Origin of the sequence: Bacillus sp. FSL R9-9530 (genome assembly GCF_038008145.1) — a bacterium.
In the GTDB taxonomy this organism is placed as follows: domain Bacteria; phylum Bacillota; class Bacilli; order Bacillales; family Bacillaceae_G; genus Bacillus_A; species Bacillus_A mycoides.
The window spans coordinates 3,420,328-3,433,216 of record NZ_JBBOYO010000001.1 but is presented as its reverse complement, the minus strand read 5'-3'; the positions used below and the strand labels follow the sequence as shown (position 1 = coordinate 3,433,216).

General features: G+C 42.3%; 6 protein-coding genes, 17 tRNA genes and 3 rRNA genes. 25 read left to right on the top strand and 1 reads right to left on the bottom strand.

What is annotated here, in order from left to right:
• Positions 1-326: 326 nt before the first annotated feature.
• The 19 genes from MKX66_RS17240 to MKX66_RS17150 all read left to right on the top strand — a co-directional run bounded on the left by MKX66_RS17240 (position 327) and on the right by MKX66_RS17150 (position 6,671).
• Positions 327-1,878 (top strand): 16S ribosomal RNA (locus MKX66_RS17240).
• A 146-nt stretch (positions 1,879-2,024) separates the two neighbouring features.
• Positions 2,025-4,946: ribosomal RNA gene (locus tag MKX66_RS17235) — 23S ribosomal RNA — on the top strand.
• A gap of 100 nt (positions 4,947-5,046) precedes the next feature.
• Positions 5,047-5,162, top strand: a 5S ribosomal RNA gene (gene rrf / locus MKX66_RS17230).
• The 16S, 23S and 5S rRNA genes sit together here with 16 tRNA genes alongside, the layout of an rRNA operon.
• Before the next feature lie 8 nt (positions 5,163-5,170).
• Positions 5,171-5,245: transfer RNA gene (locus MKX66_RS17225), tRNA-Asn, on the top strand.
• A gap of 2 nt (positions 5,246-5,247) precedes the next feature.
• A tRNA-Ser gene (locus MKX66_RS17220) sits at positions 5,248-5,339 on the top strand.
• A gap of 19 nt (positions 5,340-5,358) precedes the next feature.
• A tRNA-Glu gene (locus MKX66_RS17215) sits at positions 5,359-5,433 on the top strand.
• 5 nt (positions 5,434-5,438) lie between these two features.
• A tRNA-Val gene (locus tag MKX66_RS17210) sits at positions 5,439-5,514 on the top strand.
• A gap of 24 nt (positions 5,515-5,538) precedes the next feature.
• Positions 5,539-5,615 (top strand) — tRNA-Met (locus MKX66_RS17205).
• A gap of 57 nt (positions 5,616-5,672) precedes the next feature.
• Positions 5,673-5,749: transfer RNA gene (locus MKX66_RS17200), tRNA-Met, on the top strand.
• Positions 5,750-5,752: 3 nt separating this feature from the next.
• A tRNA-Asp gene (locus MKX66_RS17195) sits at positions 5,753-5,828 on the top strand.
• A 9-nt stretch (positions 5,829-5,837) separates the two neighbouring features.
• Positions 5,838-5,913, top strand: a tRNA-Phe gene (locus MKX66_RS17190).
• A gap of 14 nt (positions 5,914-5,927) precedes the next feature.
• Positions 5,928-6,003, top strand: a tRNA-Thr gene (locus tag MKX66_RS17185).
• Positions 6,004-6,013: 10 nt separating this feature from the next.
• Positions 6,014-6,097, top strand: a tRNA-Tyr gene (locus tag MKX66_RS17180).
• Between the two features lie 8 nt (positions 6,098-6,105).
• Positions 6,106-6,179: transfer RNA gene (locus MKX66_RS17175), tRNA-Trp, on the top strand.
• Between the two features lie 19 nt (positions 6,180-6,198).
• Positions 6,199-6,274 (top strand) — tRNA-His (locus MKX66_RS17170).
• 66 nt (positions 6,275-6,340) lie between these two features.
• Positions 6,341-6,415: transfer RNA gene (locus MKX66_RS17165), tRNA-Gln, on the top strand.
• A gap of 5 nt (positions 6,416-6,420) precedes the next feature.
• Positions 6,421-6,495: transfer RNA gene (locus MKX66_RS17160), tRNA-Gly, on the top strand.
• 14 nt (positions 6,496-6,509) lie between these two features.
• Positions 6,510-6,580: transfer RNA gene (locus MKX66_RS17155), tRNA-Cys, on the top strand.
• 9 nt (positions 6,581-6,589) lie between these two features.
• Positions 6,590-6,671, top strand: a tRNA-Leu gene (locus MKX66_RS17150).
• Between the two features lie 209 nt (positions 6,672-6,880).
• Here the strand turns inward: MKX66_RS17150 and MKX66_RS17145 are convergent.
• Entirely contained in the window at positions 6,881-7,201 is a 321-nt protein-coding gene (locus MKX66_RS17145) for a DUF3884 family protein (RefSeq protein ID WP_002140297.1), read from the bottom strand.
• A 661-nt stretch (positions 7,202-7,862) separates the two neighbouring features.
• Here MKX66_RS17145 and MKX66_RS17140 point away from each other — a divergent pair.
• The 6 genes from MKX66_RS17140 (at position 7,863) to queG (ending at position 12,872) form a co-directional block, all read left to right on the top strand.
• Positions 7,863-8,582, top strand: coding sequence for a YebC/PmpR family DNA-binding transcriptional regulator (locus MKX66_RS17140; protein WP_002113875.1), 720 nt, complete (start codon positions 7,863-7,865; stop codon positions 8,580-8,582).
• Between the two features lie 150 nt (positions 8,583-8,732).
• Positions 8,733-9,194 (top strand): NUDIX hydrolase, encoded by a 462-nt coding sequence (locus MKX66_RS17135; protein WP_002010362.1) that lies wholly within the window; start codon positions 8,733-8,735, stop codon positions 9,192-9,194.
• A gap of 529 nt (positions 9,195-9,723) precedes the next feature.
• Positions 9,724-10,500, top strand: a complete 777-nt coding sequence (locus MKX66_RS17130; RefSeq protein WP_088038372.1) for a transglycosylase domain-containing protein — start codon at positions 9,724-9,726, stop codon at positions 10,498-10,500.
• 186 nt (positions 10,501-10,686) lie between these two features.
• On the top strand, positions 10,687-11,340 hold the full coding sequence (locus MKX66_RS17125) for a DsbA family protein (RefSeq protein WP_002091101.1): 654 nt from the start codon (positions 10,687-10,689) through the stop codon (positions 11,338-11,340).
• Between the two features lie 115 nt (positions 11,341-11,455).
• Positions 11,456-11,529, top strand: a tRNA-Gly gene (locus MKX66_RS17120).
• A 200-nt stretch (positions 11,530-11,729) separates the two neighbouring features.
• Positions 11,730-12,872 carry a tRNA epoxyqueuosine(34) reductase QueG gene (gene queG / locus MKX66_RS17115; protein ID WP_012260276.1) on the top strand — a complete coding sequence of 381 codons (1,143 nt, stop codon included), beginning with the start codon at positions 11,730-11,732 and terminating at the stop codon, positions 12,870-12,872.
• Positions 12,873-12,889 lie beyond the last annotated feature (17 nt).

Genomic DNA, 12,889 nt, shown 5'->3' with positions numbered 1-12,889 from the left:
TATAACATAAAATTTAGAATTTTCACTCGTGTGTAAACTTAGTAAAATGATAAGGAGATATGATTTTTTAAGCTTTTAACGGGACGTGAAATTTTTTTATAAAAAGTATTGACCCTACATATACTGCATGATATATTAATAAACGTCGCTGATGCGGAAACGCAGTAAACGACAAAAAAGAAATTTGAAAAACTTAGTTGACATCGAAAAACGAAGATGTTAACATAAGGAAGTCGCAATTGAGCGGCGAAGTAGTTCTTTGAAAACTGAACGAAACAAACAACGTGAACGTCAATTTTTATTTTTAGATGCTAGACAAACTAACTTTATTGGAGAGTTTGATCCTGGCTCAGGATGAACGCTGGCGGCGTGCCTAATACATGCAAGTCGAGCGAATGGATTAAGAGCTTGCTCTTATGAAGTTAGCGGCGGACGGGTGAGTAACACGTGGGTAACCTACCCATAAGACTGGGATAACTCCGGGAAACCGGGGCTAATACCGGATAATATTTTGAACTGCATAGTTCGAAATTGAAAGGCGGCTTCGGCTGTCACTTATGGATGGACCCGCGTCGCATTAGCTAGTTGGTGAGGTAACGGCTCACCAAGGCGACGATGCGTAGCCGACCTGAGAGGGTGATCGGCCACACTGGGACTGAGACACGGCCCAGACTCCTACGGGAGGCAGCAGTAGGGAATCTTCCGCAATGGACGAAAGTCTGACGGAGCAACGCCGCGTGAGTGATGAAGGCTTTCGGGTCGTAAAACTCTGTTGTTAGGGAAGAACAAGTGCTAGTTGAATAAGCTGGCACCTTGACGGTACCTAACCAGAAAGCCACGGCTAACTACGTGCCAGCAGCCGCGGTAATACGTAGGTGGCAAGCGTTATCCGGAATTATTGGGCGTAAAGCGCGCGCAGGTGGTTTCTTAAGTCTGATGTGAAAGCCCACGGCTCAACCGTGGAGGGTCATTGGAAACTGGGAGACTTGAGTGCAGAAGAGGAAAGTGGAATTCCATGTGTAGCGGTGAAATGCGTAGAGATATGGAGGAACACCAGTGGCGAAGGCGACTTTCTGGTCTGTAACTGACACTGAGGCGCGAAAGCGTGGGGAGCAAACAGGATTAGATACCCTGGTAGTCCACGCCGTAAACGATGAGTGCTAAGTGTTAGAGGGTTTCCGCCCTTTAGTGCTGAAGTTAACGCATTAAGCACTCCGCCTGGGGAGTACGGCCGCAAGGCTGAAACTCAAAGGAATTGACGGGGGCCCGCACAAGCGGTGGAGCATGTGGTTTAATTCGAAGCAACGCGAAGAACCTTACCAGGTCTTGACATCCTCTGAAAACTCTAGAGATAGAGCTTCTCCTTCGGGAGCAGAGTGACAGGTGGTGCATGGTTGTCGTCAGCTCGTGTCGTGAGATGTTGGGTTAAGTCCCGCAACGAGCGCAACCCTTGATCTTAGTTGCCATCATTAAGTTGGGCACTCTAAGGTGACTGCCGGTGACAAACCGGAGGAAGGTGGGGATGACGTCAAATCATCATGCCCCTTATGACCTGGGCTACACACGTGCTACAATGGACGGTACAAAGAGCTGCAAGACCGCGAGGTGGAGCTAATCTCATAAAACCGTTCTCAGTTCGGATTGTAGGCTGCAACTCGCCTACATGAAGCTGGAATCGCTAGTAATCGCGGATCAGCATGCCGCGGTGAATACGTTCCCGGGCCTTGTACACACCGCCCGTCACACCACGAGAGTTTGTAACACCCGAAGTCGGTGGGGTAACCTTTATGGAGCCAGCCGCCTAAGGTGGGACAGATGATTGGGGTGAAGTCGTAACAAGGTAGCCGTATCGGAAGGTGCGGCTGGATCACCTCCTTTCTATGGAGAATTGATGAACGCAGTTCATCAATAAACGTTGACTTGTTTTGTTTCGTTCAGTTTTGAGAGAACTATCTCTCAAGTTTAAATGTATGTTCTTTGAAAACTAGATAACAGTGTAGCTCATATTTTTTTAATTTTAGTTTGGTTAAGTTAGAAAGGGCGCACGGTGGATGCCTTGACACTAGGAGTCGATGAAGGACGGGACTAACGCCGATATGCTTCGGGGAGCTGTAAGTAAGCTTTGATCCGAAGATTTCCGAATGGGGAAACCCACTATACGTAATGGTATGGTATCCTTACCTGAATACATAGGGTATGGAAGACAGACCCAGGGAACTGAAACATCTAAGTACCTGGAGGAAGAGAAAGCAAATGCGATTTCCTGAGTAGCGGCGAGCGAAACGGAATCTAGCCCAAACCAAGAGGCTTGCCTCTTGGGGTTGTAGGACATTCTATACGGAGTTACAAAGGAACGAGGTAGACGAAGCGACCTGGAAAGGTCCGTCACAGAGGGTAATAACCCCGTAGTCGAAACTTCGTTCTCTCTTGAATGTATCCTGAGTACGGCGGAACACGTGAAATTCCGTCGGAATCTGGGAGGACCATCTCCCAAGGCTAAATACTCCCTAGTGATCGATAGTGAACCAGTACCGTGAGGGAAAGGTGAAAAGCACCCCGGAAGGGGAGTGAAAGAGATCCTGAAACCGTGTGCCTACAAATAGTCAGAGCCCGTTAATGGGTGATGGCGTGCCTTTTGTAGAATGAACCGGCGAGTTACGATCCCGTGCGAGGTTAAGCTGAAGAGGCGGAGCCGCAGCGAAAGCGAGTCTGAATAGGGCGTTTAGTACGTGGTCGTAGACCCGAAACCAGGTGATCTACCCATGTCCAGGGTGAAGTTCAGGTAACACTGAATGGAGGCCCGAACCCACGCACGTTGAAAAGTGCGGGGATGAGGTGTGGGTAGCGGAGAAATTCCAATCGAACCTGGAGATAGCTGGTTCTCCCCGAAATAGCTTTAGGGCTAGCCTTAAGTGTAAGAGTCTTGGAGGTAGAGCACTGATTGAACTAGGGGTCCTCATCGGATTACCGAATTCAGTCAAACTCCGAATGCCAATGACTTATCCTTAGGAGTCAGACTGCGAGTGATAAGATCCGTAGTCAAGAGGGAAACAGCCCAGATCGCCAGCTAAGGTCCCAAAGTGTGTATTAAGTGGAAAAGGATGTGGAGTTGCTTAGACAACTAGGATGTTGGCTCAGAAGCAGCCACCATTTAAAGAGTGCGTAATAGCTCACTAGTCGAGTGACTCTGCGCCGAAAATGTACCGGGGCTAAATACACCACCGAAGCTGCGAATTGATACCAATGGTATCAGTGGTAGGGGAGCGTTCTAAGTGCAGTGAAGTCAGACCGGAAGGACTGGTGGAGCGCTTAGAAGTGAGAATGCCGGTATGAGTAGCGAAAGACGGGTGAGAATCCCGTCCACCGAATGCCTAAGGTTTCCTGAGGAAGGCTCGTCCGCTCAGGGTTAGTCAGGACCTAAGCCGAGGCCGACAGGCGTAGGCGATGGACAACAGGTTGATATTCCTGTACCACCTCTTTATCGTTTGAGCAATGGAGGGACGCAGAAGGATAGAAGAAGCGTGCGATTGGTTGTGCACGTCCAAGCAGTTAGGCTGATAAGTAGGCAAATCCGCTTATCGTGAAGGCTGAGCTGTGATGGGGAAGCTCCTTATGGAGCGAAGTCTTTGATTCCCCGCTGCCAAGAAAAGCTTCTAGCGAGATAAAAGGTGCCTGTACCGCAAACCGACACAGGTAGGCGAGGAGAGAATCCTAAGGTGTGCGAGAGAACTCTGGTTAAGGAACTCGGCAAAATGACCCCGTAACTTCGGGAGAAGGGGTGCTTTCTTAACGGAAAGCCGCAGTGAATAGGCCCAAGCGACTGTTTAGCAAAAACACAGGTCTCTGCGAAGCCGTAAGGCGAAGTATAGGGGCTGACACCTGCCCGGTGCTGGAAGGTTAAGGAGAGGGGTTAGCGTAAGCGAAGCTCTGAACTGAAGCCCCAGTAAACGGCGGCCGTAACTATAACGGTCCTAAGGTAGCGAAATTCCTTGTCGGGTAAGTTCCGACCCGCACGAAAGGTGTAACGATTTGGGCACTGTCTCAACCAGAGACTCGGTGAAATTATAGTACCTGTGAAGATGCAGGTTACCCGCGACAGGACGGAAAGACCCCGTGGAGCTTTACTGTAGCCTGATATTGAATTTTGGTACAGTTTGTACAGGATAGGCGGGAGCCATTGAAACCGGAGCGCTAGCTTCGGTGGAGGCGCTGGTGGGATACCGCCCTGACTGTATTGAAATTCTAACCTACGGGTCTCATCGACCCGGGAGACAGTGTCAGGTGGGCAGTTTGACTGGGGCGGTCGCCTCCTAAAGTGTAACGGAGGCGCCCAAAGGTTCCCTCAGAATGGTTGGAAATCATTCGTAGAGTGCAAAGGCATAAGGGAGCTTGACTGCGAGACCTACAAGTCGAGCAGGGACGAAAGTCGGGCTTAGTGATCCGGTGGTTCCGCATGGAAGGGCCATCGCTCAACGGATAAAAGCTACCCCGGGGATAACAGGCTTATCTCCCCCAAGAGTCCACATCGACGGGGAGGTTTGGCACCTCGATGTCGGCTCATCGCATCCTGGGGCTGTAGTCGGTCCCAAGGGTTGGGCTGTTCGCCCATTAAAGCGGTACGCGAGCTGGGTTCAGAACGTCGTGAGACAGTTCGGTCCCTATCCGTCGTGGGCGCAGGAAATTTGAGAGGAGCTGTCCTTAGTACGAGAGGACCGGGATGGACGCACCGCTGGTGTACCAGTTGTTCTGCCAAGGGCATAGCTGGGTAGCTATGTGCGGAAGGGATAAGTGCTGAAAGCATCTAAGCATGAAGCCCCCCTCAAGATGAGATTTCCCATAGCGTAAGCTAGTAAGATCCCTGAAAGATGATCAGGTTGATAGGTTCGAGGTGGAAGCATGGTGACATGTGGAGCTGACGAATACTAATAGATCGAGGACTTAACCATATAATATGAAGCAACGTTATCTAGTTTTGAGAGAATATAAAAAACTTATTGACTTTCAGAGTGAATAAGTTATAATAATGATTGTCTCAAAAGAATAATGTCTGGTAATGATGGCAGAGAGGTCACACCCGTTCCCATACCGAACACGGAAGTTAAGCTCTCTAGCGCCGATGGTAGTTGGGACCTTGTCCCTGTGAGAGTAGGACGTTGCCAGGCAATATTATTCCGCAGTAGCTCAGCGGTAGAGCTATCGGCTGTTAACCGATCGGTCGTAGGTTCGATTCCTACCTGCGGAGCCATTGGAGAGCTGTCCGAGTTGGCCGAAGGAGCACGATTGGAAATCGTGTATACGTCACAAGCGTATCAAGGGTTCGAATCCCTTGCTCTCCGCCATAAGGAATTTATAATATTTGGCCCGTTGGTCAAGTGGTTAAGACACCGCCCTTTCACGGCGGTAACACGGGTTCGAATCCCGTACGGGTCACCACTTTTGGAGGATTAGCTCAGCTGGGAGAGCACCTGCCTTACAAGCAGGGGGTCGGCGGTTCGATCCCGTCATCCTCCACCATATAAATTATATGAATAATATTATCGCGGGGTGGAGCAGTACGGTAGCTCGTCGGGCTCATAACCCGAAGGTCGCAGGTTCAAATCCTGTCCCCGCAACCAAACATTCTCGTAATGTGGTTGATAACACTTATCATATAACTATATAAATAATATTATCGCGGGGTGGAGCAGTACGGTAGCTCGTCGGGCTCATAACCCGAAGGTCGCAGGTTCAAATCCTGTCCCCGCAACCAAATGGTCCCGTGGTGTAGTGGTTAACATGCCTGCCTGTCACGCAGGAGATCGCCGGTTCGACCCCGGTCGGGACCGCCATTTTAATAAGGCTCGGTAGCTCAGTCGGTAGAGCAGAGGACTGAAAATCCTCGTGTCGGCGGTTCGATTCCGTCCCGAGCCACCATTTTAATAAAATATGCCGGCTTAGCTCAATTGGTAGAGCAACTGACTTGTAATCAGTAGGTTGGGGGTTCAAGTCCTCTAGCCGGCACCATGTAAGTTTCGGAGGGGTAGCGAAGTGGCTAAACGCGGCGGACTGTAAATCCGCTCCTTCGGGTTCGGCAGTTCGAATCTGCCCCCCTCCACCATTTTACATAGGGGCATAGTTTAAAGGTAGAACTGAGGTCTCCAAAACCTCCAGTGTGGGTTCAATTCCTACTGCCCCTGCCAAATATATAAACACAACATGGCGGTTGTGGCGAAGTGGTTAACGCACCGGATTGTGGCTCCGGCATTCGTGGGTTCAATTCCCATCAGTCGCCCCATTTTTATTTTTTAAAAAATTACAAATAAATTAATGGATACTTACATATAATTAAGTAAAACTTCGGTGGGCTATAGCCAAGCGGTAAGGCAACGGACTTTGACTCCGTCATGCGCTGGTTCGAATCCAGCTAGCCCAGCCATTTTTGCGGAAGTAGTTCAGTGGTAGAATACAACCTTGCCAAGGTTGGGGTCGCGGGTTCGAATCCCGTCTTCCGCTCCATTTTAACTTCATATGGCGGCATAGCCAAGTGGTAAGGCAGAGGTCTGCAAAACCTTTACCACCGGTTCAAATCCGGTTGCCGCCTTTCTTTTATGCCGATGTGGCGGAATTGGCAGACGCGCACGACTCAAAATCGTGTTCCTTCGGGAGTGTCGGTTCGACCCCGACCATCGGTATCACGAACGGCGTAACATCAAGGCTCTACACTAATTGTGTAGAGTTTTTTTGTGTTTTTTTCACACTACAAAATAAGCACTAATAGTGCGTTGGGGTAGTGTGCGGTGAGTAAGTGAAGAACTTTAGATACAGTTGGAAAAAACTATGAAGTATTAAAAGGATAAAATTTCAGTAGAATATTACATATACAAGAATTTTTTCGAGCACTCTAGAGAGAATCTCTCCACCCTGGTGACATGAAGTTAAATCCGATACCACCAGTTGAAATTACCACATTATCAGCTGGTAATTTCGTAATTTCGAAAAACTTCTTTTCAAACTCTTCTCTGTTGTACTTGTACATAGTTGAGTGACACGACCATATTTGTGTTGAAGTACTCAACCAGTCCCCTAATTCCTTTAATTTAGGGAACGAATCAAAGTGAATTGGACCATCCAATTTTATGAATCTCACTTGATAGATAGTTGGGTTTAACTTCTCTCCTATTCCTTTAAAACCATGTGATTTTTTCTCATTTGAATGTGTCATAATTCTCCCCCTATCTTTCCTTCAAATTTTTTCCTATTTTAATTATACAGCAATAGAAAGTAATTAAGGAAATATTATGGGATTAGTAGAGGAATGAAAAGGAATAACTTTAGTTTGATAATGAATAGTTCATAACATACTACATAACAAATCTTTAAAAGGACATGGCAGCTTTGCCCTGTTTCTTATTGTTTAGCGAGAAATAATAAAATAAATCATCACAGTAATAAATGAAATATGATAAATTTAATCAAGGGAGAGAAATGAAAGTAAAAGGTGTCAGTTATTTAATATGATTCCATTTTGGCTCCGTTTCATTTTAATTTATCATGTTTAAAGAAGCTCAAAATTTTTAAAATGCTTTAAAATAAAGGATTTTAAGGGTAGCACTCTATATAAATGTCACCTAAAAAGACCCTAACAGAAATGTTAGGTTTTTTTTTGTTAAATTATGCTATGTGATTCTAAAATTCGTAATAAACTTAGGAATTCATGTATAATATAACTTGTCGAAAGAACAAAATGATAGTGATTTATATTATGTCTGTAATATGAATCAAAAATGAACTTTTTATATTTCTTTTAAAAATGTGTTGAATACACATTATATTTCATATTAATATTTTTATGTAGATTTAAAATGGGAAAGAGAGTGGAAAGTATGGGCCGTAAATGGAACAATATTAAAGAAAAAAAAGCATCAAAAGATGCAAATACAAGCCGTATATACGCGAAATTTGGACGTGAAATTTATGTGGCAGCAAAACAAGGCGAGCCAGATCCAGAATCAAACCAAACGTTAAGAGTTGTATTAGAACGTGCGAAAACATACAACGTGCCAAGAACAATTATTGACCGTGCGATTGAAAAGGCAAAAGGCGGTTCAGAAGAAAACTATGACGAGCTTCGTTATGAAGGCTTTGGACCAAACGGATCTATGGTAATTGTAGATACACTGACAAATAACGTAAACCGTACTGCAGCAGATGTACGAGCTGCATTTAGCAAAAACAGTGGTAACATGGGTGTAAACGGTTCTGTCGCTTACATGTTTGATGCGACAGCTGTTATCGGTCTTGAAGGTAAAACATCAGATGAAGTTCTTGAAATCTTAATGGAAGCAGATGTAGATGCACGTGACATTCTAGAAGAAGAAGATTCTGTTATCGTTTATGCTGAACCTGATCAGTTCCATTCAGTACAATCTGCACTTAAAGGTGCTGGTGTTGAAGAATTTACAGTTGCAGAATTAACAATGCTTGCACAAAGTGATGTAGAACTTCCTGAAGATGCTCAAGTGCAATTTGAAAAAATGGTTGATGCATTAGAAGATTTAGAAGATGTACAGCAAGTTTACCACAACGTAGACTTAGGGGAATAATATAAGATAGAAGACCCTTTCCTTTAACGGATAGGGTCTTTTTTTATGGAGTTAATTAAGGTGGTAAAGTATTAAAGGTATTTTGTAGCTGCTAGGGAATATGGTTATAGGTTTGTATTTTAAATAATCATATTTCTAGGAGGTATTTCTGTGGAGCATAAAACACCAAAGCATATTGTTGCCGTAGCAGGTTATTTAACAAATGAAAAGAATGAGGTGCTTTTAACGAAAGTGCACTGGCGAGCAGATACGTGGGAAATGCCTGGAGGACAGGTAGAAGAAGGGGAAGCGCTCGATCAAGCTGTTTGCAGAGAAATAATGGAGGAAACAGGATTAACTGTGAAGCCTATCGGAGTTACAGGGATTTATTATAATGCTTCTATGCATATTGTAGCTGTTGTTTTTAAAGTAGCATATGTTAGTGGTGAAATAAAAATTCAATCTGAAGAAATACAAGAGGCTAAATTTGTTGCTTTAAACGAAGAGAACATTGATGAGTATATAACGCGTCCTCATATGAAATCAAGGACACTTGATGCGATGAAAGCAATGCATTTTATTCCATACGAAACATGGGAAGTTCAGCCATATAATCTTATAGGAAGGTTGTAAAGAAAAGGTTAGTTATTTGAGGACAGCTCAAATTGCTAACCTTTTCTTTATGTATACTGTTTCAGAAAAAGGTCACAATAATAAAGTGTAGGCTAATAATTGGTGGAGGAAGCAGGACTACCACCTAATTTCCTAGTTTTAGCCAAGTTTTGAGGGAGAATTCTTACTGCACACAAATAGCGAGATAATCCGAAAGCTAGTATTGATTTATAGAACGTTCGTTCTGTATAATGGTGATATATCGTATATAATTAGATTGCTAGATGTTTAAAAGCATAAATGTATAAACTGATATAATAAAAGAATAAAGTGAAATTAAGGAGAGTCCTACTTCCTATGAATAGTGTGATAAATAAATGTATATTCAATATTTCATATGAATAGTAGATAAAAAGGGACTGTGATACAATACATTTTTACACCTTACAATGTTGTAAGGTAGGTGTAAGAGAAATCGATGGGATATTCTTTTATAACAAGGTATTCTTAAATTAAGAGTTAAATGCTGTGTGGAAAAGAGGTGTTCGAGATGAAAGAACGAGTATTATCTAGAGTGAACTATCATCAAAAAGTTGCATTAAATCCATTAACTAAATTTCTTTATAAAGCCATTATATTATTATTATTGTTAAGTTTTGCATTATTATTCGTTGGAAATGTAATGATTGAGCGAAGTGATATTGGTAAATTACATGTACCTGCTAATTTAGAGGTGCCAGAATCATTAACACACGCATTTATTGCGACGGAAGATAAAAGATTTTATCATCATAACGGTTTAGACTATATAGCGATTATCAGGGCGTCTATTGAGAATATAAAAGCTGGTGGTGTTGTGCAAGGAGGAAGCACGATTACACAGCAGTTATCTAAAAATGCTTTCTTATCTAATGAACGTACATTTTCCCGTAAGTGGAAAGAAATTTTTTATACGAAAAAGATTGAACGTACATTCACAAAGGATGAGATATTAAAATTGTATGTAAGTAATATTTACTACGGAGAAGGCGCATGGGGGATTGAAAAAGCAGCAAACCTTTACTTCGGTAAAAAAGTGGATCAATTAACACTGGCTGAAAGTGCAATGATGGCTGCTATAGTAAAAGCACCGGCTTATTACTCACCTGCACAAAATTATGATAAAGCAGTTGAGAGACGGAATGTAGTTTTAAGGCTAATGGAGAAAGAAGGGTATATAAATCATGATGAATATGTGCAAGCAGTTAGTGAGAAATTAGTAATTCGCCATGATATAAAAACAGAGCAATCCATGTTAAAAAATGCCCGTGAAAAAGCAGTAAGTTAAAAGAAGTTCCTACATAGGAGCTTCTTTTTTTAATAATTTGTGACAAAAGGCGACACAATATTGTCACAAACGTTGTATTTTTGTAATTTATGTGAGCGTGTTCATTGCGTGACCTATGTAAGTATTGATATTATGTGTATTGTGTACAATGATGTATACAGAATATGAAATTAAAGAGGAATGTATATGAAATCATCAAACAAACTCATGGCTCTTGGTATAGTTTTTTCTATCGCAGTATTGATTGTAATCGGGACGATTGTGTATAGCATCATAAATGACAAGAAAGATAAAGGGAATGAGATGTTTGCTTATTCTACGCAACAATCTTTAGGAAAAGATGATGCTCCAGTTAAGGTAGTTGAATTTGGAGACTTTAAATGTCCAGCTTGTCGTACTTGGGATGTAACAGTATTACCACGATTAAAAGAAGAGTATATTGATAAAGGTAAAGTGCAGTTATATTTTATTAACTTCCCGTTTATCGGAAAAGACTCTGATTTAGGTGCAGCTGCCGGTGAAGCAATTTATAAACAAGATCAAGATTCATTCTGGATTTTCTATGATGAGATTTATCAAAATCAAAAGAAAGATACGGAAGAATGGATTACAGAAGAATTACTTCTTAATATTGTGAAAGAAAAGCTTCCGAAAATTAATGTAGAACAGTTTAAAAAAGATTTACACAGTAAAGAAATGAAAGACAAAGTACGTAAAGATTCAGATCGTGCTCAAAAATTAAAAGTTCAAGGTGCTCCTTCAGTATATATAAATGGGAATCTTGCAAACCCTGATTTCGATAGTATGAAGAAGGCGATTGATAAAGAATTGAAAAAGTGATGAGGTATCTCATCACTTTTTCGACTTTTTTCGATAAATTTCTTGCTTCGATTTTTTTTACATGCTATACTACTTTACATAAGTTATTTCAATATCTTATATTTTTTTCATATTTGCGGGTGTAGTTTAGTGGTAAAACAAGAGCCTTCCAAGCTCTGGTCGAGAGTTCGATTCTCTTCACCCGCTCCAAATTTTATTTAATGTTTTTCTAATAAATTGTGATCAACGCAGTGTTTCGTTTCTAAGATAAACGAAGCATTGCGTTTTTTAATGTTTGAAAATCATAATTGTATGCGAAAATAGAAGTGAAGAATATTATTCCAAAAGTGAATTGATAACCAGTATAGTCGTTACATAAGGGATGGATTCATCGGTGGAGGCGATTGAAAATGGACTTTGAACAATTAAAGCAAGATGTAATTGCGTATAGTAAAACGATTGGTATAGATAAAATAGGTTTTGCCAGTGCTTCACCATTTGAGGAATTAAAGCAGCGCCTAATCCAGCAACAACAATTGAATTATCAGTCTGGATTCGAAGAGCCTGATATAGAGAAGAGAACGAATCCACAGCTATTGCTACCTGGTGCGAGATCAATTATTGCGATTGCTTTAGCATACCCTTCAAAATTAAAAAATGCACCATTAAGTAAACGAGGGGAACGACGTGGGATTTTTTGCCGTGCTTCTTGGGGCCAAGATTATCACCTTGTTCTACGAGATCGTTTGCAAAAGTTAGAGGCATATTTAATCGAAAAGCTGCCGGATATAGAAGTGAAATCAATGGTTGATACAGGGGAGCTAAGTGATCGAGCTGTTTCAGAGCGTGCCGGTATTGGATGGAGTGGTAAGAACTGCGCTATTATTACGCCGGAATTTGGTTCGTATGTATACTTAGGAGAAATGATTACGAATGTTCCATTCCCTCCTGATCGGCCAATAGAAGATCAATGTGGAAGTTGTACGAAATGTATTGATATTTGTCCTACAGGTGCTTTAGTACAAGGCGGGCAGTTGGACTCGAAGAAATGTATTGCATTTTTAACACAGACAAAAGGGTTTCTGCCTGAAGAATATCGCGATAAAATAGGAAACCGTATATATGGATGTGATACGTGTCAGACTGTTTGTCCGAAAAATAAAGGAATGGATTTTCATAACCATCCTGAAATGGAGCCTGACCCTGAGTTAGTTAAACCGTTATTAACACCACTTTTAACAATTAGTAATCGTGATTTTAAAGAGAAGTATGGAATTATGTCTGGTTCATGGAGAGGTAAAAAACCATTGCAACGAAATGCTATTTTAGCACTTGCGCATTTTAAAGAAACAGCAGCAATTCCTGATTTAATCGGTGTTATGAAAGATGATCCAAGACCAGTCCTTCGGGGAACAGCAGCATGGGCACTTGGGAAAATTGGTGGAGATGGAGTAGGAGAAGCGATTGAAAAAGCGATGGAACGTGAGAAAGATGAAGAGGTTCTTCATGAAATGAATCGTGGACTTGAATTGTTAGCACAGAAAAAAGAGTAGATAATATCTCCCTTTTT

What these genes read in the sequence shown, in the direction of transcription:
- MKX66_RS17145 (WP_002140297.1), bottom strand. Translation starts at nt 7,201, where the DNA reads ATGACACATTCAAATGAGAAAAAATCACATGGTTTTAAAGGAATAGGA.
- MKX66_RS17140 (WP_002113875.1), top strand. Translation starts at nt 7,863, where the DNA reads ATGGGCCGTAAATGGAACAATATTAAAGAAAAAAAAGCATCAAAAGAT.
- MKX66_RS17130 (WP_088038372.1), top strand. Translation starts at nt 9,724, where the DNA reads ATGAAAGAACGAGTATTATCTAGAGTGAACTATCATCAAAAAGTTGCA.
- MKX66_RS17125 (WP_002091101.1), top strand. Translation starts at nt 10,687, where the DNA reads ATGAAATCATCAAACAAACTCATGGCTCTTGGTATAGTTTTTTCTATC.
- queG (WP_012260276.1), top strand. Translation starts at nt 11,730, where the DNA reads ATGGACTTTGAACAATTAAAGCAAGATGTAATTGCGTATAGTAAAACG.